This is a genomic window from Plantactinospora sp. WMMB334 (assembly GCF_049179095.1).
In the GTDB taxonomy this organism is placed as follows: Bacteria; Actinomycetota; Actinomycetes; order Mycobacteriales; family Micromonosporaceae; genus Plantactinospora.
The window spans coordinates 136,365-160,780 of record NZ_JBMHME010000002.1; the positions used below are offsets into that span (position 1 = coordinate 136,365).

Consider the following 24,416-nt stretch of genomic DNA (forward strand, 5'->3'; position numbering starts at 1 on the left):
CGGCGGCGTAGCGCGGGTCGGTGGTTCCGGCGGATGTGCTCACCGGGCTTCTCCTTCGCTGTGGCGGTCGGGCCGGGGCTGGTCGAAGAGGGACGCGGGGCGGTCGGCGGGGAACGCGGGCCGGTCGGTGGGGGACGTGGGGCGGTCGGCAGGGAACGCGGGGCGGTCGGCGGGGGTGTCGCCGGCCCGGCCGGTCAGCACGTCGAGGGCCCGGGCCAGGTCGAGCAGTTCGTGGTTGGTCTCCGGCGCCGGCCCGTGGAGCAGGTCGTGCACCTCGGCGGCATCCCGTCCGGTGCGCGCCGCGACGGTGGCGGCCAGCTCGTCCGGCCCGGCGTCGGCGGGCAGGTTGCCGGACTGCGCCAGCCGGTGCAGGGCCGCCGCCCGGAGGGTCTGTGCCGCCGGCCCGTACGCCCGGGCACGCTGGTAGAGCCGGGCCCGGCCGAGCACGGTCTCGGCGGCCGGCACCGACACCGGCAACGGCTCGGCGACCGGTGGCCCGAGCCGGCGGGCCCGCCAGAGTACGGCCAGCAGCAGCGCCAGGGCGAGTTGGACCAGCACGGCCCAGAACCAGGGCGGCAGGGCGTCCCAGAGCGGGTTGCGCGGCTTCGGCGGGGCGCCCTGCGGGTCGGGCTCTCGCGGCGGCGGCTCCGCCTGCTCCTCGTACTCGGGATAGCCGTCGCCCTCCTCGGGCTGCTCGCCCCGGTATGTCTCGGAGCCGTCCGGGGCCGACGTCCACGGGTCCAGCCCACCGCCCCGGTAGTACGGCGGCGGCGGCTCCGGCCCGGCCAGGTCGAGCCAGACGACCCGCTCGTGGCGGCCGAGCAGCGCGGTGGCGAGTGCGGCGTTGCCCCACTCGGCCAGCCTGTCGTTCCGGAACGGGTCGCTGGCGCCGATCACGACGACGTCGCCGTCCCGCTGGGCCGTCCTGGCCAGCCCGCCCGAATAACAGTGGTCGGTGCGACCGTCCACCTCGGACAGGCTGCGGTAGCGCTGCAGCAGTGCGGCGGCCCGCCCGGCCGTCACCGCCTCCGGCAGTGGGCAGGGCCGGCCGTCCGCGTCGGCCGGGACCGCCCGGGCGGCCCAGCGCCGGCCGGTGGCGGCCAGCGGCAGATCGGCGGCGTCCAGCACCCGCTGCGGCGGGTCGACCAGCACCACCCGGGCGCCGTCGGTGTGCCCGGCCGGCTCGGTGAGGTACGGCAGGTACAGCGGATGCACCAGCCCGGGCGCCGGGACGAAGAGGGTGGAGCCCTCGGCGTACGCGCGGGGCAGCGCCTCGCGGGTGCTGGTCGCCCGCTCGACGGTGATGCCTGCCGCGCGCAGCCGGTCGGCGAGCCGGCTCCCGCCGGCGTCGTCGGAACTGACCGGGGAGAGGAAGCCGGAGTCGGTCGGCTCGGGCTGGTCGACCGCATGGCTGATCACGGTGCCGGCGAGCAGCAGGACGGCGGCGCCGAGCGGGATCGCGATCCGGTGCCAGCGGCGTTGCCGGCGTACCCCCGCCGGGGCGGCCGGCGGCGTGGTGGAGCCGGCGTCGGACCGCCCCTCGCCGGTGGGGGCGGCCCCGGGTGCGGGCCTCATCGCCGCACCATCCCCTCGTCGCCGGTGCGTGCACCGTCGGCGGTGTGGGTGCCGGTGGCGGGCCCCGCGCCGAGGTTCCGGGTCAGCTCGGTGGCGAGCACGCGCATCCGGTCGTCGTGCTCGCGCCGGGCGGGCCGCTCGGCGTACCAGAGGTCGGAGAAGAGCCGGCCGGCCTCGGTGAACGGCGCCTGCACCTCCGGGCGGGCCGGTGCCGCCGCCGCGAGTTCGGTGACGGTCAGCCCGGGCCGGTGCTCCAGCGCCCCGGCGTCGACGAGTTCCCGGACCATGCCCCGGAACCGCTCGCGGGCCGCCTCGGCGTACCGGCCATCGGCGGCGAGCCGGTCCGCGAGGGCGGCCAGCGTCGCGGCCGGCACCTCCGGCAGCTCGGGATCGTCGGCCGTGCCTGCCGGTTCCGGCTCGGCGGGCGGGGCCGGCCGGGTCCGCCGCCGCCCGTGTCGCCAGCGGGACAGCCGCCAGCGGGGCGGCCGGCGGGGCACCCAGGCGGGGTAGTGGAACCAGGCGAGTGCGGCCAGCACGGCGGCGAGCAGTAGAAGCAGCGCGGCCAGGGGGAGGGGAAGTCGGTCGCCGAGGGCCGCCACCGTCTCGGTCCACCAGCGGCTGGGGCTCACCGTCGATCCGCCGTCGGGGTCAGCGCCGGCCGGCCGGTCTGCCGGGCGCGACCGACGGCGATGTCCAGGCCCTCGGTGCGGATCCGGGTCTCCAGATAGACCACCGCGTCGAGGCAGGCGAGGGCGGGATAGGCGACGCCGTTCACCGCGGTCCAGACGGCCAGGGCGACCGGCAGCTTCCACTCCGGCGCCAACAGCCCGGCCGACTCCAGCCCGGTCACGGCGCCGATCGCCAGCCCGATCCGCAGCAGCCACCAGACGAGGTAGTTGAGTAGCCGTACCGCCGCCGCCCGGCCGCTGTTGCGCAGGGCGAGCGTGGCGGAGCGCCACAGCGCCCGGACCGGGCCGACCCGGTCCAGCACGATCGCCGGCACGACCGAGCCGAGCAGCGCGAACCCGACCACCCAGAGCGGCAGGACCAGGGCCGACACGAACATGACGGCGCCGGCCAGCCCGGCGGCGAGGACCGTCACCGGAAACCGGGCACCGCCGGGGTGGAGCAGCCGGTGGACCCGGGGTGCCGGGTCGACCAGCACCGTACCGGCCGCCCGCGCGGTCAGGTTGCCGAGCAGCGCGACGACCACCCCTTCGCAGGCGGCGCCGACGGCCAGCAGGAACCAGTACGCGGGCAGCTCGTCCAGGCGCGGCAGATAGGCGGGCGGCATGACCTCGGCGACCAGGCGCAGCGGGTGCAGCAGGAGTTGTTCCACCCCCGCCAGGACCACGGCGACCGGCACCAGCGTCCGGGCGTGGTCGCGGAGCAGCAGCACCGCCGAGTCGACCAGCTCACCGACGGTGAGCGGCCGCAGCGGCAGTACGGCGGTCGGGCCGGCGTCGGGCAAACCTACTCCTGGGACCTCGGGGGTTGGCGGGGGAACGCGCCGCAGCAGTCATGGTGACACGCCGTCTCATCCCGGACGGAACCGCGCGGCCGGTTCCCACGTCACGGTTCGGTCCGCTCCGCCGTCGATCCGCTCCGCTCCGCCGCCCGGCGCAAGGCTCCATCGGCCGGCGCTGATCAATGTCCATCGGCCGGCGCTGATCAGCGGTGGTCCATCCCTGGTGCGGACCGGTCGGCCGGGGTAAGCTACTGCGCTTCGTGGCCACGGAGGGTCGCGGTGCGCCGCGCCGGGAGGCGCGGGACGGCGGCGTCGCACAGAGGGTGGAATATTAGTGTCATGAGAGCCCGGGTACTGGTGGTCGACGACGATCCCGCGCTGGCCGAGATGCTCGGCATCGTGCTGCGCAGCGAGGGGTTCCTGCCCTCGTTCGTCGCCGACGGAGAACGGGCATTGGCCGCGTTCCGGGAGAACCGGCCCGATATCGTCCTGCTCGATCTCATGTTGCCGGGGATGAGCGGCATCGACGTCGCCCGGGCCATCCGCTCCGAGTCGGGCATCCCGATCGTGATGCTGACCGCCAAGAGCGACACCGTCGACGTCGTGCTCGGGCTCGAGTCGGGCGCGGACGACTACGTGGTCAAGCCGTTCAAGCCCAAGGAGCTGGTCGCCCGGATGCGGGCCCGGCTGCGCCGGGGCGAGGACGCCGCGCCGGAGCTGCTGACCATCGGCCCGCCGGGCAACCAGATCAACATCGACGTGCCGGCGCACACCGTCAGCCGGGACGGCGATGAGGTCAAGTTGACTCCGCTGGAGTTCGACCTGCTGGTCGCGCTGGCCCGCAAGCCGCGCCAGGTCTTCACCCGCGAGGTCCTGCTGGAGCAGGTCTGGGGCTATCGGCACGCCGCCGACACCCGGCTGGTCAACGTGCACGTCCAGCGGCTCCGCGCCAAGATCGAGCCGGATCCGGAGCGACCCGAGGTCATCCTCACGGTGCGGGGAGTCGGTTACAAGGCGGGCACCGGATAGCCTGGGTCGCACTGTGGCCCGCACCATGACCTCCTCCGCCGACCTTCTCGCCCGCGTCGCCGCGACCGGGCGGCGGTTGCGGCGTGCCGGCTCGGTGCGGGCGGCGACCGCGGCCAACGCCCTGCACCGCACCTGGCGGCGGTCGCTCCAGGTGCGCGTCGTCACCATCACCCTGGTGGCGTCCAGCCTGCTGGTGGGCGGTTTCGCCTATCTGGTCGCCGACAACATCACCGACATCGTGCTGGACAACGCCACCAGCGACGTCAAGAGCCGGCTCGACGACGGTCAGCAGTACGCCGCCGAGCAGCTCAGCAACCACCTGACCGTCTCCGACCAGGGGCTGCGGGCGACCCTGGAGAACACGGTCAACTATCTGGCCGGTGGCGATCCGGCCCAGCTCGGCGGCGTGGTGGTGGCGCTGCGGGCCGGCAACTTTCCCGGCGTGCCCCCGGCGACCTCACCCCAGGTCGACGTCGGCGGGATCCTGACCGCCGGGATGCAGGACGCGGTCGAGGGCGGCGACATCGCGCACCAGTTCCGCACCGGCGACCTGTTCGACAAGGGGCGGACGAAGTACCTCGTCTACGGCTCGCCGGTGCCGACCCAGTTCGGTCAGGTCGAGCTCTACTATCTCGTCCCGTTGACCCGCTGGGACCAGATCGCCGACGCCTCCCGTTCCACCGTGCTGGCCACCGGGTTCGCCCTGGTCGTGCTGCTCGGGCTCCTCTCCGGGCTGGTCACCCGGCTGGTGGTCAATCCGGTACGCGCCGCCGCCCGGACCGCCCAGCGGCTCTCCGCCGGGCTGCTCGACCAGCGGATGGTGGTCAACGGCGAGGACGACCTGGCGATGCTCGCCGCGTCGTTCAACCAGATGGCGACGAACCTGCAGCGCCAGATCGTCCGACTGGAGGAGATGTCCCGGCTGCAACGTCGGTTCACCTCGGACGTCTCGCACGAGCTGCGTACCCCGCTCACCACCGTACGGATGGCGGCCGACCTGATCTACGCGGAGCGCGACGAGTTCGACCCGGCGGTCCGGCGTACCGCCGAGCTGTTGCACGCCGAGCTCGACCGCTTCGAGGATCTGCTGACCGACCTGCTGGAGATCAGCCGGTTCGACGCCGGGTTCGCGATGCTGGACGCCGAGCCCACCGACCTGGTGCCGGTGGTGCATCGGGTGGTCGACCGGCTGGAGGCGCTGGCCAGCCGCTGCGACGTGCCGCTGCGGGTGACGGTGCCGGACACTCCGGTGATCGCCGAGGTCGACCCGCGCCGGGTGGAGCGGGTGTTGCGCAACCTGATCGGCAACGCCGTGGAGCACGGCGCCGGCAAGCCGGTGGTGGTCGTGCTGGCCGCGGACGAGACCGCGGTGGCGATCACCGTCCGTGACCATGGTGTCGGGCTCAAGCCGGGCGAGGAGAAGCTGGTCTTCAACCGGTTCTGGCGGGCCGACCCGTCCCGGGCGAGGCAGACCGGCGGCACCGGACTCGGCCTCTCGATCAGCCTGGAGGATGCCAGGCTGCACGGCGGCTGGCTGGAGGCGTGGGGTGCACCCGGCGAGGGTGCCCAGTTCCGGCTGACCCTGCCGGCCCGGGCCGGTGACCGGTTGACGTCGTCGCCGTTGCGGCTGGTGCCGGCCGACGCCGGTACGGCGGCCGTGGACGGGCTCGGCTGGCCGGCCGCACCGGCGATCGTCGGCGGTCCGCTCTACCCGCCGGGCGACGGCGGCGGGTCGGCCCGGCCCGGCGGTGCGGAGCGCGCCGGGAGCGGCGACACGGGGATGCCCGGCCACGCGACCGGCTTGGACGGCGGCTCGACCGTCCCGGAGGAGACCACCGGTCCGGCACCTGGCGGGGTGGCCGGCCCCCGCACCCCGGCCGATGTCGAGCGGAGCGAGGTGCCGGGATGAGCAGCCGGTCCGGCCGGGCGGAGCGAGGTGGCGGTGGGCTGCGCAGGCGGTCCGGCCGCGCGGAGCGAGGTGGCGGGATGCGGCGGCGGTGGACGGTGTTCGGGTCGGTCGCGCTGCTCCTGGCGGTGCTGGCCGGGTGCGGCATCCCGGACGAGACCGCCGTGCGGATCGACGGCAGGGGACCGGTCGGCGACACCGCTCCGGGAGATCCGACCGGCGGTCAGCCGCCGAGCCGTACCGACAGCGGCAGCGACCAGCGGACGTTCGCGCTGAACTACCTGACCGCCGCGGCGGGTGAGGCGGCCGAGGCGTACAAGCGGGTCAACGAGTACATCGTCTCCACCGAGCGGTTCAGCCCGAAGCCGGACGACGAGGGCGACGTCAACGTCGTACGGGTCGATGCCGACGGGGGCGGAATCGTCATCACTCAGCGTAACGACGGTACGAGCCTGGTGAAGGTCGAGGTCCAGCAGGTCGGGGTGCTCCGGGGCAACGGATCCATCGGCGAGCCGGTCGAGACGGAGCGCGAGTACACCTTCACGATCGGCGGGGCGCCGACCGATCCCGGGATGGGCAGCGGGCTCTGGGTGCTCGATCCGCCGTCGGTGCTGTTGATGACCGACCGCGCCCTGAGCACCTACTACCAGGAGAAGACCGTCTACTTCTGGAACTCCGACCGGACGGCGCTCGTGCCCGACCTGCGCTACCTGCCGCGCTCGGTGCCGGTGCAGCGGCACGCGACCGCGGTGCTCGACTGGCTGATCGGCGGGCCGTCCGAGTGGCTCAGCCCGGTCGCCGTCCGGCTGCCCGAGGGCACCAGCCCGGTGGGGAACGTGCCGGCACCGAAGGACGGCGGCCGGCTGGAGGTGAACCTCTCGGTCAAGGCCGGTGCCCTGGAGACCGATGTCGAACTGCAGAAGCTCTTCACCCAGATCGTCTGGTCGCTGAAGAGCAACCAGCTGCTCGACAACGAGCTGGAACTCAAGATCCAGAATCAGTCCAGGATGATCGAGGTCGCCGAGGACTACCGGCGGCGGTATCCGCTGTACCAGCTCACCGGCGCCCCGGCCGGGTACGGCGTCTTCGAGGGACGCGTCTACCAGTTGGCGAACCCCGGTGATCCGGCGCCGCTGCCGATCCCGGCGGAGGAGAACCACGACGTCGTCACCGCGGGGGCGACCCGGGACGGCGACATCGTCTCGGTGGCGCTGGTCAGCCGGCAGGGCGAGTACTTCCGGCTGCGGACCGGCTCCGGTCCACGAGTGGTGAGCGCGCTTCTGACCAGCGAGAACCGCTACCGGAGCATGGGGCGGCCGGTGTGGTTGAAGGGGACGGGAGAGCGCCGGCCGGCGGGTCTGGTGGTCGCCGACGGCAGGCTCATGACCTTCACCGCCGGCGATCCCGATCTCACCCCGGTCGCCTTCTCCGGCCTCTCCGGGTCGGTGACCGCGGTCGGTGCCTCGGTGGACGGCAACCGGATCGCCTTCGTCGCCGACGGCCGGCTCTACGTCGCCGGGGTGCGGGTCGAGGACGGTGGTCTCAAGGTCGAGCCGGCTCGCCAGTTGCCCACCTCGCTGCACCAGTTGAGCGCGGTCGACTGGAGCGGCGAGAACCTGCTCGTACTGGCCGGGCTGGACGATGCCGGCGGCTCGGCGATCCACCGGCTCAACGTCGACGGCGCGCTGGAGTTGCGGCAGGTGACCAACGTCGGCGCCCCGGTCGAGGCGCTGGCCGCCTATCCCGAGGACGCCCAGCCCTTCCCGCTGATGTACGGGGCGAACCAGGTGGCCTTCATGGGCGAGACGGCGATCAACCGGAACCAGGTCGCGCCCGGCGGTGGCACCCAGCCGTCCAGCCCCAACCCGGCGACCGCGGCCTTCTATCTCTACTGACCACCTGTCTCTACTGACCATCTGTACTGAGACCGCTACGGCGTCTCGGCTGTCCGGCTCGGGAGGAGTGGCGGTGCTGGCGGGGGTCTGGGCCGAGCTGACCGACCTCGTGCTGCCGGCCGAGTGCGCGGGCTGTCGCGGCGAGCGGCTGCCGCTGCGCCAGGGCGCCTGCCCCGGCTGTGCCGCCGCGCTCCGGGCGCTGCGTCCGACCTCGGTCCGCCCCACCCCGGCACCGCCGGGCCTGCCGCGCTGCGTGGCGCTCGGCAGCTATCAGGGTGCGCTGCGGGAGTCGATCCTGTCCTACAAGGAGCGGGGGCGGCACGGCCTCGCCCGCCCGCTGGGCAGGCTGCTCGCCGAGGTGGTGGCGGAGGCCGCGGGTGGGCGCCGGCCGGTGCTGCTGGTGCCGGTGCCGGCGACCGCCCGGGCGGCACGGGCCCGGCACGGGGACCATCTGCGCCGGTTGACCCGGCACGCCGCCGCCCGGCTGCGGGCCGCCGGCTGGCCGGTCGCGGTGGCGCAGCCGCTGCGGGCGCTGCCCCGGCCCGACTCCGCGACGCTGGACAGCGCGGGTCGGGCGGCGGCGGCGAGGGACGCGTTCCGGCTCCGGGTCGGGCGGGCGGGCGGGGTCCGGCGCGGTGCGGCGGGTCGGGCGGTGGTGCTGCTGGACGACATCGTCACCACCGGGGTCACCCTGGCCGCCGTGGCCCGGCGGTTGGAGACCGCCGGCATCCCGGTGTACGCGGCGGCGGTGCTCGCCGCCACCGTACGCCGATCACGTGCCTGACCCGGCCGCTATTCACTCTCTGTGTCGCGGCATACACCCCATCGTGCACTTCCTGCAAACCTTCTCGAATTGGTCTTGGTGATCGGGGTGACTCGCGAGTCGATTGGGGTTAGCGTCTTATTCACCGGGGGTATGACGGGTGTTCCAAGCCCCGTGAGCGACACCTGGAGGGAGGCAGCGCCGTTGTTCCGGATCCGGTCCAGCCGATTCCCCGGGGCGGGCTGACCGGGGGTTTTCGTTTCCGCAGACTCTCCGATGGCGCAGGGAGGTCACGCATGGATCTCGTGGTCAAGGGCCGAAACGTCGAAGTGCCGGATCATTACCGGGTGCATGTAGCCGAGAAGCTCGCCAAGATCGAGCGCTACGACCACAAGCTTATTCGGATCGACGTGGAACTTTTTCACGAACGCAATCCGCGACAGTCCGATCACTGCCAGCGAATAGAGATTACCTGCGTCTCCCGAGGACCCGTGGTCCGCGCGGAGGCGTGCGCGAAGGACTTCTACAGCGCCCTCGACGCCGCGATCTCGAAGCTCGACACCAGACTGCGCAGAGCCGCCGACCGGCGCCGGGTGCACCGGGGCCGGCACGCTCCGCTCTCCGTCGCCGCCGCCACGGCCGGGCTGCCGGTGGTGGACGCCGCCGGGCCGGCGCTGGCCACCCTCACCGCCTCCGCCCCGGCGCAGTCGAACGGCCACGGCCGGTCGCACGACCACGGGCCGTCGGCCCCGGAGCCCGAGTTCGACGAGTACGACGACGCGCAGCCCTGGCACATCGCCCGAGAGAAGCTGCATCCGGCCGAGCCGATGACAGTCGACGACGCACTGTTCCAGATGGAGCTCGTCGGCCACGACTTCTATCTCTTCCTGGACAAGGAGTCCGGCCGCCCCAGCGTCGTCTACCGGCGCAAGGGCTACGACTACGGCATCATCGCCCTGGCCACCTGACCCGCTCCGGTGCCCGCCGGCCCGGTCAGCCCGGGTCGGCGGGTCCGCCCGTCCCCCGGATTCCTGCCGGCGACGGTCCGGGGTCGCTGTCCGCGGCGGCGGGTCCGGACCCGCCGTCTGTGGCGAGTCCGAGGTCACCGGGGAGCAGGGCGCCGATCCAGGCGTCCACCCGGGCGCCCCGGTGGTTGAGGGCGTGCCGGGCGGTCCCCTCGAAGGTGAAGCCCGCCTTCTCGACGGCCCGGCGTGAGGCGGTGTTGCCCACGTTGGCCCGCCACTCGATCCTGACCAGGTTCAGCGCGGTGAAGCCCCAGGCGGAGACGGCGACGACCGCCGCCGGGCAGTATCCGCGGCCACGCGCAGGCGGAGCGACCATGAAGCCGAGGTCGCCGACGAGGGGATCTGCCGCCGAGATGCGGAGCTCCACGATCCCGGCGTACCGGTCGGATCCGTCGGCGATCACGAACACCGCGCCGGTGCCCCGGCGCCAGACGCCCGGGGCGTACTCGTACCCGAAGAACTCCGCGTCCGACCGCTGGTACGGGTCCGGCACCGTGGTCCAGCGGACGCTCTCCGGGTCACGGCACGCCTGCACGATCGGGTCCAGGTCCGGCTCGTGCAGTTGCCGGAGCCGGAGCTCCGTACCGTCGGGGGCCCGGGCGAACAGCACGGGCTGCGGCGCGGCGAAGAGAGCGGCCCGGCGGGCCTGGAGCGAGCCGCTGCCGGCGGGACCGCCCTCCGGACGCCCGCCGTCGGACAGGTCCCCCTCGGCACTCAGGTCGGCCGCGAGCAGCGAGCCCACCCAGCCGTCCGGGACGCCGCCGTGCGGTGGATCGGCGAGCCGGAGCTCTCCGGCGACCTGGAAACCCACCCGCAGCGCGACCAGCCGGGACAGGTGGTTGCCGATCTCGGCCTGCCAGACGATCCGGTGCAGCCCCAGCTCCTCGAACCCCCACCGGCAGAGCGCCCGGCCGGCCCGGACGGCCACCCCCCGCCCCCGGGCCCACGGCGCGGTCCAGTAGCCGATCTCCGCAGACCGGAGCACCGGGTCCATGGTGACGAGGCCGCAGGAGCCGAGAAGTTCGCCGGTGGCCGCGTCACAGACCGCGAACGGCGCCCCGGACCCGGCCGTCCAGGCCCGGGGTGCCAGCCTGGTCACGAAGTCGACCGCGTCCTCCCGCCGGTACGGGCTTGGCGCCCTGGTCCAGCGCCGGATCTCCGGGTCCTGGCATGCCCGGTGTACGTCCTCGGCGTCCTCGGCCCGCCACTGCCGCAGCAGCAGCCCCGCCTCGACCATCTCGATCGTCGCCGCCGACGACCCGGCCACGACTCCGCCGAGCGGTCCGGCGCGGCCGGGCCCGGTGTTCCGATTCATCGGGCCATCGTCCCGGAAGGTTCGCGCTGGGCGTAACCGGATTTACCGGTCCACAAGCCTGGTATCGGACCGAATGTCCGATTCGACGAACGGGACGGGCGCCGCGACTGACGGTAGGGCCGATGATGCGCCTACGATGGTTCGGCAGACTGTCTAGGGGAGCGTTGATCCGTGTCGATTCTGGAAAAGGTCCTCCGCGCGGGCGAGGGGCGCATGCTGCGCCGGCTCAAGGCGATCGCCACTGCCGTCAACTCGATCGAGGACGACTACATCAACCTCACCGACGCCGAGCTCCGGGCGCTCACCGAGCAGTACCGGGAGCGGCTGGCCGACGGTGAGACCCTCGACGACCTGCTTCCCGAGGCCTTCGCCACGGTACGCGAGGCGGCGTCGCGGGTGCTCGGCCAGCGGCACTACGACGTGCAGGTCATGGGTGGCGCGGCGCTGCACTTCGGCAACATCGCCGAGATGAAGACCGGCGAGGGCAAGACCCTGACGTCGGTGCTGCCCGCCTACCTCAACGCGCTTTCCGGCAAGGGCGTGCACATCGTCACGGTGAACGACTACCTGGCCGAGCGGGACGCCGCCTGGATGGGGCGGGTGCACGAGTTCCTCGGCCTCACCGTCGGGGTGATCCTGCCCAACCGGCCGGCCGCCGAGCACCGGGCCGCCTACGAGGCGGACATCACGTACGGCACCAACAACGAGTTCGGCTTCGACTACCTGCGGGACAACATGTCCTGGAGCAAGGACGACCTGGTCCAGCGGGGGCACAACTTCGCGATCGTGGACGAGGTCGACTCGATCCTGATCGACGAGGCCCGGACGCCGCTGATCATCTCCGGTCCGGCCGAGCACTCGGCGCGCTGGTACGGCGAGTTCGCCGGGGTCGTGGCCCGCCTCCAGGCCGGCAAGGACGGCGAGGGCGACTACGAGGTCGACTACGCCAAGCGGACGATCGCGGTGACCGAGCGCGGTGTCGCCAAGGTCGAGGACCGGCTCGGCATCGACAACCTCTACGAGTCGGTGAACACCCCGCTGGTCGGCTACCTGAACAACGCGATCAAGGCGAAGGAGCTCTACAAGCGCGACAAGGACTACATCGTCAGCGAGGGCGAGGTCCTGATCGTCGACGAGTTCACCGGACGGATCCTGCACGGTCGCCGCTACAACGAGGGCATGCACCAGGCGATCGAGGCCAAGGAAGGCGTGGAGATCAAGCAGGAGAACCAGACCCTCGCCACGATCACCCTGCAGAACTACTTCCGGCTCTACAGCCGGCTCTCCGGCATGACCGGTACCGCCCAGACCGAGGCCGGCGAGTTCAACAAGGTCTACAAGGTCGGCGTCGTGACGATCCCGACGCACCGACCGATGGTCCGGGTCGACCGGCCCGACGTGATCTACAAGACCGAGCGGGCCAAGTTCAACGCGGTCGTCGAGGACATCGCCGAGCGGCACGCCCTCGGCCAGCCGGTACTGGTCGGCACCGTGTCGGTGGAGAACTCCGAGGTCCTCTCCCAGCTCCTGCGCCGCAGGGGCATCCCGCACGCCGTCCTCAACGCCAAGTTCCACGCCAAGGAGGCGGAGATCATCGCCCAGGCGGGGCGCAAGGGCGGGGTGACGGTGGCGACCAACATGGCGGGTCGAGGCACCGACATCCTGCTCGGCGGCAACCCGGAATACCTGGCCAACACCGAGTTGCGACAGCGCGGGTTGGATCCGGTGGAGCACGCCGACGACTACGCCAAGGCACTCGAGGAGATCCTTCCCCGCTGGAAGGATGCCTGTGACGCCGAGGCGGAGGAGGTCTCCTCCGTCGGTGGCCTCTACGTGCTCGGCACCGAACGGCACGAGTCCCGGCGGATCGACAACCAGTTGCGCGGCCGGTCCGGCCGGCAGGGTGACCCCGGTGAGTCCCGCTTCTACCTCTCCCTCCAGGACGAGCTGATGAAGCGGTTCCGGGCCGGCGCCGTCGAGGCCGTGATGGAGCGCTTCAACATTCCGGAGGACGTCCCCATCGAGTCCAAGATGGTGACCCGGCAGATCAAGAGCGCCCAGGCCCAGATCGAGGGCCAGAACGCCGAGATCCGCAAGAACGTCCTCAAGTACGACGAGGTGATGAACAGGCAGCGCCAGGTGGTCTACGCCGAGCGCAAGCGGGTGCTCGACGGCGAGGACCTGAACGACCAGGTCAGGCACATGATTGACGACGTGGTCACGGCGTACGTCACCGGGGCGACCGCCGACGGATACGCCGAGGACTGGGATCTCGACCAGCTCTGGTCCAGCCTCAAGCAGCTCTACCCGATCGGCGTCACCGTCGACGACATCGTGGAGGAGTCCGGTGGCGAGCGGAACACCCTCGACCCCGACTTCCTGCTGGAGCAGCTCAAGCAGGACGCCTTCGCCGCGTACCAGCGGCGTGAGGAGGAGCTCGGCAGCGAGGCGATGCGCCAGCTGGAGCGGATGGTGCTGCTCCAGGTCATCGACCGTAAGTGGCGCGAGCACCTCTACGAGATGGACTACCTGCAGGAGGGCATCAGCCTGCGCGCGTACGCCCAGCGCGACCCGGTGGTGGAGTACCAGCGGGAGGGCTTCGACATGTTCGCCACCATGATGGACGGGATCAAGGAGGAGACGGTCGGCTTCCTCTACAACCTGGAGGTCCAGGTCGAGGAGGCGAAGCCCGCGCCGGCCCAGTCCGGCCCGGTGCCGATGCCGGTGCCGACGGAGCCGCCGGTCGAGATCCGCGCCAAGGGACTGGGCCGGACGCCCCGGACCCAGGGCCTGCACTACTCGGCGCCGACCATCGACGGCGGTGCGCCGGCGACCGGTGGCGTGGCCGTGGAGCAGCCGCAGGCCCAGGCGCCGGCCCTCGGGGTCGGCGGCCCGCCGCCGCCCTCGGCCTCGCGGCGGCCCGCCGCGGGGCAGGCGGTCGGGAGCAACGCCCCGTCCCGGAACGCCCCGTGCCCCTGCGGCTCGGGCCGCAAGTACAAGCGCTGCCACGGGGCGCCCGGAGCCGCCTGACGTTTCCGGTCCCGCCGGGCCGAACCACCGGCAACGGCACGTCCCGCTCCGCGCGTCGCTCCGAACGCCGCGTCGCTCCGAACGTGCGTCGCTGCCGAATGCCGCCGCCTCCGGTCGCTGAACCTGGCGACCGGGGGCAGCGCAGCCTTTCCGGGCCGTCTGCGATGGCTCGGGATGCGTCAGAGCAACGCCACCGCGACTCCGACCCAGCTTCCCCGGCGCCGTTCGATGCGGAACGCCAGTGCCCAGGTGCGTCCGGCGGCGCCGACCGCTGCGGCCGCCTCGACGACCCCCGGCCGGGGTTCGCAGACACGGAGCCGGCGCAGCCGCAGCGTGCGGACGGGCTGGCCCGGCCGGCGGCGCCCGGAGACGCGGCTGGCTGCGGAGGAAAGCTGCGCGACCATGCCGGCGGCATCGGGCGGACTGGCCAGCGCCCGGACGTGCCCGGCCGGCCGGTAACCGTTGACGATCTCCAGGCAGGTGTCGAGGAACCGCTTCGCCGCCTGCTGCGCCTCGGGGGTCGCGCCGGCGAGGGCGCCTGCGGGCGTTGCCGCGAGGGCGCCCGGCGGCGTTGTCGCGAGGGCGTCCGGCGGCGTTGTGGTGGAAGCGCCTGCCGGTGTTGTGGCGACGGAGCTTGCCGGCGTTGTGGTGGGAGCGGTGCCGCCAGGCGGGACGCGGGCGGCCGGGGTGACGGCCGGGACTTCGGCGGCGGACGAGCGGAACCGCTCGCGAGAGCGTGGGGCGGCGCCGGAGCGGGGCGCCAGGTCGAACCAGGCGCCCGAGGCGTGCTCGTCGTCGAAGGGCGGATCAAGGGGCGGCGCGGGGCGCAGTCGCACGGTGGGCCGGACGGCTGGCCGGGTGCGGGCGAGGGGCATCCTCATTCCCTTTCATGATCTTGCGTTTACCTTCGTTTGCCTCCGACGAGGAAATTTCTAGCGGACTCAACGGCCGCCGTCAATGACGTCGATCCGACCGGACCAGGCACGGAAGGCGCGCCACACGGGCCGACGGGACTGCTACGGCGGGCTGCTACGGCGGGCTGCTGTGGCAGGCCGATGGGGCAGGTTCGGGCAGCCGACGGGGCAGGCGTCCGGGCCGGGCGCGACCGGGCGACTATTCGGGTAGGCGGTCCACCAGCGGGTTGCCGGCCACCCACTCGGCGGTCTCGGCGTACTTGCGCTGGATGTACTCCTCCAGGCGGCTGCGCTCGACCCGCCACTGCCCCCGGCCGCCGATCTTGATCGCCGGGAGTTCGCCACTGCGGACCATGTGGTAGACCTGCGAGTCCGAAACGTTCAGCTCGGCGGCGACGTCGGACAGCAGCAGGAACCTCGGCTCCACGGAAAGACTCCCGGTTGTCGGTGGCCGCTTCAGTTTGCCACCGACGGCGGCGCCGTCGCCTCCGCCATCAGGTCGCGACGGGGGCACCGAGCCGGGCCTGGTGACCGTGCCGGTCGACCCGCTGACGGCGCGGCTGCCGTCCTGACCTGTGGCGCCCGATCCGGGATCCCGGATCCGCTACCGGCCGGCGACCCGGATCCGCTACCGGCCGGAAGGCTGCCGATGTACTACCGTCGCGGGTGAATACAGCGACGCCGTGGCCCGGAGCGGGCGCCGGCGCGGGCCGGCGTCGAGCGGGAGAGACCTACCGTGACAGAGCAGCTCGTCCGGGTGTACGTCCCGGCAACCCTGCCGATGCTCGCCGAGTTGCGCCAGGAGGGCTGGATCATGGCGGCCCGGGGTCACGCGGTAACACCCGAACTGCGTGAGTGGTACGCCGAGGGCGACGAGGAGGAGTTGGAGTACGTCGCCTTCACCCGGGCGGCCCAGGAGGCGCTGCGGCTGCTCCGGGCCGATTCCGAAGCTCCCCGGCGCAGGGTCGTGGTCGCTGTGGACGTGCCGTCCGGCATGGTCCACCGTGGCGACCACGAGCTCGGCTCCAGCACCGTGCGGCTGCACGGGCGGATCGGGCTCGGCACCGTCGCCGCCATCCATGTGGACGGCGCCGACGCGACGGAGGATGTGACGGCCGCGGTCGACGTGGTCGACCATGCGCTGGACGGCGACCCGGACGCGCAGTTCACCGTGGATGGTGCCGAGGACCACGAGCTGGAGTGGTACGACCCCTCGGAGCTGGACACGCTCTCCGGCGCCGCCGGTTGACCCGGGCCGACCCGGCGGACCGGGTCGGTGTCACGGTGGTCGGTGTCACGGTGGGTGGCGTCAGGGCGTGTCGTCGGCCCTCCTGAGGCAGTTGAGCACTGCGGCGTCGACCGCAGCCTGGCTGTCCGGATCGGAGCCCGCCCCACCCGCCGCGCCCGGCGCGCCCCTCAGGAACGCCTCGCGCTGCTCGGCCGTCGCGTTCTCCATGTACCAGTCGGCCAGGCAGTCGACCGCCCGGTCGGAGCTACCTGCCATTCGCGCGTCGGAGCGGATCTTCGCCACCACGTCGTCCCGCTCGGTGCCGCCGTCGGCACAGGCGGCCAGGGCGAGCGCGAGCCCCAGCGCGGCGAGACCGGTGGCGCCTCTCCTGCAAAGTCTGAGCATGACGCCAGTCTATGTGTGCCCGTTCCGGTCCGACGCTCCGGCGCCGGTCGGGTCCTCCGGGCCGGAGCGGCCAGCAGTCTGCGGTCCGGCCCGCGTCCCGCACCGGCCGGCGTTGCCACCGAACCGGGTCGCTCAGCGGCCGGCGTTGCCGACCGGCTCGGGGCGGTCCGCCGGCCCGCGGTCGGCTCCGGTGTCGTTCTCCGGATCGGTGTCTCCGGGGCCGGTCGTGCCGCCGGCCTCCGTGCTCGGATCGCCGTTCCGAGCCGTGTCCGGAGCCGTGTCCGGAGCGTCGTCCTGACCGTCGTACCCGGCCCCGCCGGCCGGCCTGTCGCTCTCGGCGCCGTCCCGGTCGGGGCGCCGGAGTCCGGGCGGCGTCCCGGTCGACTCCTCGGCCGGCCGGAGCGTGCGGCCGAAGGCGATGGTCGCGGTGAGCGAGCCGAGGAAGAGCACCAGCAGTGCGTGGTTGATCCGGGAGCCGCCGAGCAGGCTCTGCGCGGCCCGGTCCGCCTCGCTGAGGGCCCCCGCCAGCCGGAGCACCTCCGCCCCGGCCGTCCGGGTGAGAACCTCGGCGGCGAGCAACAGCAGGCCCGGCCCGGCGCCCGCGACCAGGTACGCCGGCCAGCGCGGCGGCGACACCGTGCCGGCGGCCCGCCCGACGGCCCGGCGCCCGGCGATCCGCAGGTAGCCGAAGGCCACCAGCCCGGCGGCGAGCCCGCTGGCCACCGAGGCGGTCCGGGAGAACCAGCGGAACGCGGTGAGCTGCGACGCCTGGGTGTCGCCGGAGCCGTAGAGGTCGAGCACCGGGTCCTGGAAGTAGCTCAGCGCGAAGCCGACCGCGAAGACGGCCAGTCCGGCGGCGACGACGGCGGCCACCACCAGGGTGTTGCGCAGCCCGCCGGCGATGCCGCCGACCGTGGCCGCCGCCGCGGTGGTGCCGGCGAGCACCATGATCGCCGAACCCTCGCCGTAGCTGAGGGTCACCACCAGTGCGGCGAGGAACCCGGTGGCGAGGCCGGCGACCAGGGAGACCAGGAACCGGGGTGTGGTGCGCCGGATCCCGAGCCGGGTCATCAGGTTGCCCAGCACGAGGCTGACGGCGGCACCGCTCACGAGGCTCGCCGAGATCACCCCCGGCAGGGCGTACGCGGCCGAGGTGATGGCCATCGAGACGATGCCGGAGGAGGCGATCTCGGCCTTGGCCGACCAGAGCATCGCGGAGAGCCAGCCGAGGGCGAGCACGGCGAGGACGAACGCACCGGGTGCGGGCACCGGGGACGGTGTGGCCACTACCGGCGCCGCGGGCTCGACCGGTTGGTCGGGAGCCGAGGTCGCGGTCGTACCGGACTCTTCTGTCATCATCTCCCCTTCAGCGGGTGGCCGGTCGCGGTGGCGTAGCGGCGACGAGGGCTGGGGCGGTGCGATCCGGCCGCCGGTCCCTCAGCGTACGCGGACCGGTCGGGGCGTCGGCTCGCTGCCGCTGCCGCTGCCGGTGCCGGTGCCGGTGCCGTTGCGGCCGACGGTGGCCGTGCCCCGCCGAGCGGGGCGGTGGGGGCGACCATGTAAGGATTGGCGCAGGTCCCGCCCCCGTACTCCCGGCATCTCCCGAGGGCACGGGGCCGAGGCGCCCGGCCGACCGGCCGGGGCCGGCGGGGCCGGTTTCGCCGTCGTTGTCGAGATCGCCCAGGAGAATCCCATGGACGCCGTTCTCTCCGTTCCGGAGCCCCGCAACGAGCCGGTCCGCGACTACGCTCCCGGCAGTGCCGAGCGGGCCAGCCTGCAGCGCCGGCTCGGCGAGCTCGCCGCCGAGCGGCGCGACCTGCCGATGACCATCGGCGGTACGCAACGGATGGCCGCGGGTGCCGCGATCGACGTCGTACAGCCGCACCGGCACCAGCATGTGCTGGGGGTCACCCACAACGCAACCAACGCGGATGCGCAGGCGGCGGTGACGGCCGCGAAGCAAGCTGCCCCGATGTGGAGGAATTTGTCCTTTGCAGACCGGTCTGCCGTTTTTCTTCGTGCCGCCGACCTGCTCGCCGGACCCTGGCGGGACACGCTGAACGCCGCGACGATGCTCGGCCAGTCCAAGACGGCGATCCAGGCCGAGATCGACGCCGCCTGCGAGTTGATCGACTTCCTGCGGTTCAACGTCGCCTTCGCCCGCAAGCTTCTCGCCGAGCAGCCGCTGTCGTCGAGCGGCGTCTGGAACCGGTTCGACCACCGGCCTCTGGAGGGCTTCGTCTACGCCGTCACCCCGTTCAACTTCACCGCGATCGCCGCGAACCTGCCCGCCGCGCCGGCACTCGTCGGCAACACCGTGGTCTGGAAGCCGGCGCCGACCCAGCAGCTCGCGGCGCACTTCACGATGCGCCTCTTCGAGGCGGCCGGCCTGCCACCGGGTGTCATCAACATGGTCACCGGGGACGGCATCGCGGTCTCCGAGGTCACCCTTGCCGATCCCGACCTGGCCGGCATCCACTTCACCGGCTCGACCAAGGTCTTCCAGAAGCTCTGGCAGGGCGTCGGCGAGCACATCGCGAACTATCGCGGCTATCCCCGACTGGTCGGGGAGACCGGCGGCAAGGACTTCGTGGTCGCGCACCCGAGCGCCGACGTCGACGCGCTGCACACCGCGCTGATCCGGGGGGCGTACGAGTACCAGGGGCAGAAGTGCTCCGCCGCGTCCCGGGCGTACGTGCCCCGGTCGCTCTGGGCGGGTGGCCTGCGGGACCGGCTGGCCGGCACCGCCGACGGGCTGGCGTACGGCGACGTCACCGACCTCGGCAACTTCGGCGGCGCGGTCATCGATGCCAGGGCGTTCGCCCGGCACACCGCCGCACTCGACATGATCTCCGGCGACCAGGCGTGCCGGATCGTGGCGGGCGGCACCGCCGACGACTCGGTCGGCTGGTTCGTCCGGCCGACCCTCTTCGAGTGCGACGACCCCGGGCACAAGTCCTTCACCACCGAGTACTTCGGGCCGATCCTCGGCGTGCACGTCTACGAGGACGCGCGGTTCGAGGAGACCGTGCGGCAGGCCGAGTCGGTCGCGCCCTACGCCCTGACCGGCTCGATCTTCGCCACCGACCGCCGGGTGATCGATTGGACGACCGAGACCCTCCGGTACGCGGCCGGCAACTTCTACGTCAACGACAAGCCGACCGGTGCGGTGGTCGGGCAGCAGCCGTTCGGCGGTGCCCGGGCCAGCGGCACCAACGACAAGGCCGGCTCCTGGCACAACCTGGCTCGCTGGATGTCGCCGCGCACCATCAAGGAGACCTTCGTCCCGCCCACCGACCACCGCTACCCACACATGGACTGACCGTCCACTGCCCGGCGCCCACATCTGGCCGCCCGCTACCCGGCGTCACATCTGGCCGCCCGCTACCCGGCGTCACATCTGGCCGCCCGCTACCCGGCGTCACATCTGGCCGCCCGTGTGCCCGGCTGGTGACCGTCCGGGCGCCTTGGCCACCGGCCCGCCCGGTGGCGGGCACGCCGCCGCGGGTCCCGGGTTCGTGCCAGCCGGTCCCGCCCGGCGTCCCCGGTTCGTGCCAGCCCGGCCCCGGCCGGCCCACGGTCCCGCCCGACCTCCCTAGCGTCGCCTCCAGAGAGCGGAAGGTGACCGTCCGCCGGCCGGAGACGGTGCGGCGGGCGGCGACCGGGCCAGGGGAGGGACGCATGATCAACTGTGTGCTGGGCGGCCGCTACCGCCTGCTGCGGGAAATCGCGTACGGCGCGACCGGGACCGTCTGGCGGGCGGTCGACCTGCGTGGCGGTGAGTCGGTGGCGGTCAAGATGCTGCGTCCACAGGCCGCCGCCCGGCCGGACCTGGTGGCCGCGTTCGCCGTCGAGACGGAGATCGTCGCCGGTCTCGACCACCCCTGCCTGGTACGCGCCCGCGGCGTGCTCGGGAACGGGCGGGAGCGGGCGCTGGTGATGGAACTGGTCGAGGGGGAGGATCTCCGCCGTCGGCTGCACCGGAGCGGACCGGTCCCGCCGGGGATCGCGGCCGAGGTGGCGTCCCAGCTCGCCGCCGGGCTGGCCTATCTGCACCGGCGGGAGATCGTGCACGGCGACGTGAAGCCGGGCAACCTGGTCGTGCCGGCGGACGCCGGTCCGGTCCGGCTCGTCGACTTCGGCGCTGCCCGACGGGTGGGTACCGGACCCGCCTGGCCGGACACCCAGGCGACTCCGGAGTACGTCGCGCCGGAGGTGGTCGCCGGCGCGTCGCCCGGCCCGGCCAGCGACGTCTACGCGCTCGGCATCGTACTGTTCGAACTGGTCTCCGGGCGCAGCCCGTACCGGGGCGGATCGCCGGCCGAGGTGCTCGACCGGCACCGCAGTTGCCGGCCGGTGCCGCCGCCCGGGATGCCGCCGGTGGTCTGGCAGTTCCTCGAAGACTGCCTGGCGGCGGATCCGGCGGGCCGGCCCGGTGCGGAGCGGGCCGCCGCCCGGCTGCGTGGGATGGAGCCGGCCCTGGACGGACTGACCGCCCTCCCTCGGCCCGGCGCGGACCAGATCACCTGGTGGCCGCGGGCGGCCGGCGCGGTGACCGGGACGGCCCCGGTCGATCACGTCGCGACGGAGCCGCCCGCCGGGCCGCCCCGAGCCGTCCCGAGGGCGACGTCGCCGCCGCCGTACCGGTGGATAGCCGTGCGGCCGCCGCCGTCGTACCAGCGACTCCACCGCGCGCAGGCCCCGCGACGACCAGCGCCGCCGCGGGTCGGCTCCGGGATGCCCGGCCGACGCCCGTCCGGCCGTTGTCCGGGGAGCGGGTCCGGGCAGACCTTCGGGCAGCTACGGCAAAACGCCACATAACTACCGAAACTCGACTAACCTCCGCAATTGGCGATGTCGCAGCCTGGATATCTGCTCTGTTCCGCCGGGTCACGGCCAAAATGTCCGGAGCGGCGCTGGCAGGTCCGGCCCGCCGGATCGTCCGGGTCGCCGGGGCTCCGATCGCCCGGACGTACGGTACGGGGCCGGTTCGGTGCCCGCGGCTCCCGTCCCGGGTGCGGCGAGCCGCCCGCCCGCGCGAGACAGGCTCGGCGGAGCGATGTGTCCCGCCCAGGGGCGGTCGGCTCGGCCGTGCCTCCGGCGTGCCCGATCCATCGATCGTCCTCATCCGACTGTCGCGGTAAAACAGTGCACAATGGAGACGTTCACCAGCGGATAGTGCCAAATCCTGGACGCGGCGCCGGCAAAGTGGCAGCGTGGAGGCCATGGCGGATGTTGCTATCAATCCCACTGCCGCAGCCCTGCTCGGGCTGCTCCACGAAGGACCCATGACAGGCGGCCAGTTGATGGCCGCCGCCGAGCGCCGCCTGGCGCCGTACTGGTCGATGACCCGCAGCCAGGTCTACCGCGAGTTGCCGGCCCTGGCCGAGCAGGGACTGGTCCGGCTCGGCAAGCCCGGCCCCCGGTCGAGCCAGCCCTACGCGATCACGGCGGCCGGGAAGCGGACCTTCTCCCGCTGGCTCACCGAGACCCCGGGGCGGGACACGGTGCGCAACCCGACGGCCCTCCGGGTGGCCTTCGGTCCGCAGCACTCGGCCAACCAGTTGCGCAACCTCGTGAGCAGTGCCAACGAGTACCATGCCGAGGCGCTCGCGGCAGCCCGGGAGCAGGCCCGGGACGCCAAGAAGGCCGGTGACTCGTACGGTGCCGCCGCACTGGAATTCGCGGTCGCGTACCACAGGGCGGCCCTCTCCTGGCTGAAGAGCGCGCCCGTCTGACCCGACCGACCCGACCGACCCGATCCGGTGTCGCGCGGATCGCCGGGCGCGGCTGACCCGGTCCGAGCGACGCCCGGCGGACGCGCCGGGACGCACCGTCCCCGGCGCCGACCCGGTCCCGCGGACGACCAGTACTCTTGTCTGTCGTGACCGCTGCCGAATACGCCGACCAACTCAAGGATCTTGACGCTACGCTCCGTAACATCGAGGCTGTTCTCGATGTCGATCGACTGCGTCAGACCAAGGCAGATCTGGAGGAGGCGGCCTCCGCGCCGGACCTGTGGGACGACCAGGCCCGCGCGCAGGAGGTGACCTCCAAGCTCTCGTACGTCAACGGAGAGATCGCCAAGCTGGAGAGCCTGCGCGGTCGGCTCGACGACGCCCGGGTGCTGCTGGAACTCGCCGAGGCGGAGAGCGACGCGGGCGTGCTCGGCGAGGTCGGGGCGGAGATCGGCGGGCTCGGCAAGGCCATCCAGGAGATGGAGGTGCGCACCCTGCTCTCCGGGGAGTACGACTCCCGGGAGGCGCTGGTCGCGATCCGGGCCGGTGCCGGCGGGGTGGACGCGGCCGACTTCGCGGAGATGCTGCTCCGGATGTACCTGCGCTGGGCCGAGCGGCACGGCTACCCGACCGAGGTCTACGAGACGTCGTACGCCGAGGAGGCGGGCCTGAAGTCGGCCACCTTCGCCGTCAAGGTCCCGTACGCCTACGGCACGCTCAGTGTCGAGGCCGGTACGCACCGGCTGGTCCGGATCAGCCCCTTCGACAACCAGGGCCGCCGGCAGACCAGCTTCGCGGGGGTGGAGGTGCTGCCGGTGACCGAGCAGACCGACCACATCGACATCCCGGAGAACGAGCTCCGGGTCGACGTCTACCGGTCGTCGGGGCCGGGTGGACAGAGCGTGAACACCACCGACTCGGCGGTGCGGATCACGCACATCCCGACCGGGATCGTGGTCACCTGCCAGAACGAGAAGTCCCAACTCCAGAACAAGGCCTCCGCACTGCGGGTGCTCCAGGCCCGCCTGCTGGAACGCAAGCGGCAGGAGGAGCAGGCCAAACTGGAGGGGCTGAAGGCCGACGCCGCCGGCTCGTGGGGCGACCAGATGCGCTCCTACGTCCTGCACCCGTATCAGATGGTGAAGGATCTGCGTACCGAGCAGGAGACCGGCAACCCGTCCTCGGTGTTCGACGGTGATTTGGACGGATTTATCGAGGCCGGCATCCGCTGGCGCAAGCAGCGGCAGCTTGCCGGCGAGGTGGCGTGAACACGGCTCGCGTCCACGTCACTGCGGTGCGTCGACGGCGGTGATCGTTTTCATGTGCGGGGCGTGAGGGACGGGGGACGCAACGCAGCTTCGAGGGAAAAGCTGGTCGGACAGGCCGGGCACCGGACTTGGCGTTTCCGTTACGACGCGTAGACTCACCACCCGTGATTCAGCTTGAGCAAGTGACGAAGACGTACCCGAAGGCGTCCCGGCCATCGCTCGACAGCGTCTCGGTCGGGATCGAGAAGGGTGAGTTCGTCTTCTTCATCGGTCCCTCCGGTTCCGGCAAGTCGACGATCATCAAGCTGCTGCTGCACGAGGTGACGCCCAACAAGGGCCGCGTCATGGTCAACAACAAGGACGTGACCTCGATGCGCTCCTGGAAGATCCCGCACTTCCGGCGCTCGATCGGCTGCGTCTTCCAGGACTTCCGGCTGCTGCCCAACCGCACCGCATACGAGAACGTGGCGTTCGCTCTCGAGGTGATCGGCAAGACCAAGGCGGTCGCCCGCCGCGTCGTACCCGAGGTGCTGGAGCTGGTCGGGCTCGGTGGCAAGGAGCACCGCTACCCGCACGAGCTCTCCGGTGGTGAGCAGCAGCGCGTCGCGGTGGCGCGGGCCTTCGTCAACCGGCCGCTGATCCTGCTGGCCGACGAGCCGACCGGAAACCTCGACCCGGACACGTCGATCGAGATCATGCGCCTGCTGGACCGGATCAACCGCACCGGCACCACGGTCGTGATGGTCACCCACGACTCAAACATCGTCAACCAGATGCGCCGTCGCGTCATCGAGATCGAAAGTGGTCGCATCGTGCGTGACCAGGCCCGGGGCGTCTACGGCTGACCCGCCCCGCCG

The 24,416-nt window shown here is 72.7% G+C and carries 19 protein-coding genes and 2 pseudogenes; 13 read left to right on the forward strand and 8 right to left on the reverse strand.

Annotated elements, in window-relative coordinates; translation table 11 throughout:
• Positions 1–39: 39 nt before the first annotated feature.
• From ACN27G_RS00695 to ACN27G_RS00705, 3 genes are read right to left on the reverse strand one after another with little or no spacing between them, the layout of a single operon-like run.
• Positions 40–1,575 (reverse strand): DUF4350 domain-containing protein, encoded by a 1,536-nt coding sequence (locus tag ACN27G_RS00695; protein WP_421490829.1) that lies wholly within the window; start codon positions 1,573–1,575, stop codon positions 40–42.
• Positions 1,572–2,204 (reverse strand): DUF4129 domain-containing protein, encoded by a 633-nt coding sequence (locus ACN27G_RS00700; protein ID WP_421490830.1) that lies wholly within the window; start codon positions 2,202–2,204, stop codon positions 1,572–1,574. Before ACN27G_RS00700 ends, ACN27G_RS00695 begins: the two co-directional genes overlap by 4 nt.
• Positions 2,201–3,046, reverse strand: a complete 846-nt coding sequence (locus ACN27G_RS00705) for a hypothetical protein (protein ID WP_421490831.1) — start codon at positions 3,044–3,046, stop codon at positions 2,201–2,203. Before ACN27G_RS00705 ends, ACN27G_RS00700 begins: the two co-directional genes overlap by 4 nt.
• Positions 3,047–3,382: 336 nt before the next feature.
• Here ACN27G_RS00705 and mtrA point away from each other — a divergent pair, with 336 nt between their 5' ends.
• The 6 genes and pseudogenes from mtrA to ACN27G_RS00735 all read left to right on the forward strand — a co-directional run.
• Complete coding sequence (gene mtrA / locus ACN27G_RS00710) at positions 3,383–4,072, forward strand: MtrAB system response regulator MtrA (protein WP_421490832.1); 690 nt, start codon at positions 3,383–3,385, stop codon at positions 4,070–4,072.
• A gap of 25 nt (positions 4,073–4,097) precedes the next feature.
• A complete protein-coding gene (gene mtrB, locus ACN27G_RS00715; RefSeq protein WP_421497192.1) occupies positions 4,098–5,981 on the forward strand; it encodes an MtrAB system histidine kinase MtrB in 1,884 nt (627 codons plus the stop codon).
• Positions 5,978–7,873 carry an LpqB family beta-propeller domain-containing protein gene (locus tag ACN27G_RS00720; protein ID WP_421490833.1) on the forward strand — a complete coding sequence of 632 codons (1,896 nt, stop codon included), beginning with the start codon at positions 5,978–5,980 and terminating at the stop codon, positions 7,871–7,873. Before mtrB ends, ACN27G_RS00720 begins: the two co-directional genes overlap by 4 nt.
• A gap of 67 nt (positions 7,874–7,940) precedes the next feature.
• Positions 7,941–8,657 carry a ComF family protein gene (locus ACN27G_RS00725; RefSeq protein ID WP_421490834.1) on the forward strand — a complete coding sequence of 239 codons (717 nt, stop codon included), beginning with the start codon at positions 7,941–7,943 and terminating at the stop codon, positions 8,655–8,657.
• Between the two features lie 275 nt (positions 8,658–8,932).
• Positions 8,933–9,322 (forward strand): annotated as a pseudogene (gene hpf / locus ACN27G_RS00730) (ribosome hibernation-promoting factor, HPF/YfiA family); the annotation flags it as partial.
• Positions 9,323–9,409: 87 nt separating this feature from the next.
• Positions 9,410–9,604: pseudogene (locus tag ACN27G_RS00735) on the forward strand (sigma 54 modulation/S30EA ribosomal C-terminal domain-containing protein); the annotation flags it as partial.
• Between the two features lie 25 nt (positions 9,605–9,629).
• On the opposite strand, the gene ACN27G_RS00740 reads toward ACN27G_RS00735, so the two are convergent.
• Entirely contained in the window at positions 9,630–10,976 is a 1,347-nt protein-coding gene (locus ACN27G_RS00740; RefSeq protein WP_421490835.1) for a GNAT family N-acetyltransferase, read from the reverse strand.
• Positions 10,977–11,147: 171 nt separating this feature from the next.
• Here ACN27G_RS00740 and secA point away from each other — a divergent pair, with 171 nt between their 5' ends.
• A complete protein-coding gene (gene secA, locus ACN27G_RS00745) occupies positions 11,148–14,006 on the forward strand; it encodes a preprotein translocase subunit SecA (RefSeq protein WP_421490836.1) in 2,859 nt (952 codons plus the stop codon).
• Between the two features lie 179 nt (positions 14,007–14,185).
• On the opposite strand, the gene ACN27G_RS00750 is transcribed toward secA, so the two are convergent.
• Both ACN27G_RS00750 and ACN27G_RS00755 read right to left on the reverse strand, forming a co-directional pair.
• Positions 14,186–14,887, reverse strand: coding sequence for an Rv3235 family protein (locus ACN27G_RS00750; RefSeq protein ID WP_421490837.1), 702 nt, complete (start codon positions 14,885–14,887; stop codon positions 14,186–14,188).
• A 232-nt stretch (positions 14,888–15,119) separates the two neighbouring features.
• Entirely contained in the window at positions 15,120–15,347 is a 228-nt protein-coding gene (locus ACN27G_RS00755) for a helix-turn-helix transcriptional regulator (protein WP_421490838.1), read from the reverse strand.
• A 309-nt stretch (positions 15,348–15,656) separates the two neighbouring features.
• On the opposite strand from ACN27G_RS00755, the gene ACN27G_RS00760 reads away from it, so the two are divergent.
• A complete protein-coding gene (locus ACN27G_RS00760; protein WP_421490839.1) occupies positions 15,657–16,169 on the forward strand; it encodes a DUF6912 family protein in 513 nt (170 codons plus the stop codon).
• A gap of 60 nt (positions 16,170–16,229) precedes the next feature.
• Here the strand turns inward: ACN27G_RS00760 and ACN27G_RS00765 are convergent, their stop codons facing one another.
• Positions 16,230–16,553: a hypothetical protein gene (locus tag ACN27G_RS00765; RefSeq protein WP_421490840.1), complete on the reverse strand. Its 324-nt coding sequence runs from the start codon at positions 16,551–16,553 to the stop codon at positions 16,230–16,232.
• Between the two features lie 132 nt (positions 16,554–16,685).
• Positions 16,686–17,909 (reverse strand): hypothetical protein, encoded by a 1,224-nt coding sequence (locus tag ACN27G_RS00770; protein WP_421490841.1) that lies wholly within the window; start codon positions 17,907–17,909, stop codon positions 16,686–16,688.
• Between the two features lie 337 nt (positions 17,910–18,246).
• Here ACN27G_RS00770 and pruA point away from each other — a divergent pair, with 337 nt between their 5' ends.
• The 5 genes from pruA (at position 18,247) to ftsE (ending at position 24,404) form a co-directional block, all read left to right on the forward strand.
• Positions 18,247–19,875, forward strand: coding sequence for an L-glutamate gamma-semialdehyde dehydrogenase (gene pruA, locus ACN27G_RS00775; RefSeq protein WP_421490842.1), 1,629 nt, complete (start codon positions 18,247–18,249; stop codon positions 19,873–19,875).
• A 359-nt stretch (positions 19,876–20,234) separates the two neighbouring features.
• Complete coding sequence (locus ACN27G_RS00780; RefSeq protein ID WP_421490843.1) at positions 20,235–21,374, forward strand: serine/threonine-protein kinase; 1,140 nt, start codon at positions 20,235–20,237, stop codon at positions 21,372–21,374.
• Between the two features lie 404 nt (positions 21,375–21,778).
• Positions 21,779–22,291 (forward strand): helix-turn-helix transcriptional regulator, encoded by a 513-nt coding sequence (locus tag ACN27G_RS00785; protein ID WP_421490844.1) that lies wholly within the window; start codon positions 21,779–21,781, stop codon positions 22,289–22,291.
• A 146-nt stretch (positions 22,292–22,437) separates the two neighbouring features.
• Complete coding sequence (gene prfB, locus ACN27G_RS00790) at positions 22,438–23,559, forward strand: peptide chain release factor 2 (protein ID WP_421490845.1); 1,122 nt, start codon at positions 22,438–22,440, stop codon at positions 23,557–23,559.
• 164 nt (positions 23,560–23,723) lie between these two features.
• Positions 23,724–24,404, forward strand: coding sequence for a cell division ATP-binding protein FtsE (gene ftsE, locus ACN27G_RS00795; RefSeq protein ID WP_421490846.1), 681 nt, complete (start codon positions 23,724–23,726; stop codon positions 24,402–24,404).
• The last annotated feature ends 12 nt before the right edge of the window (positions 24,405–24,416 follow it).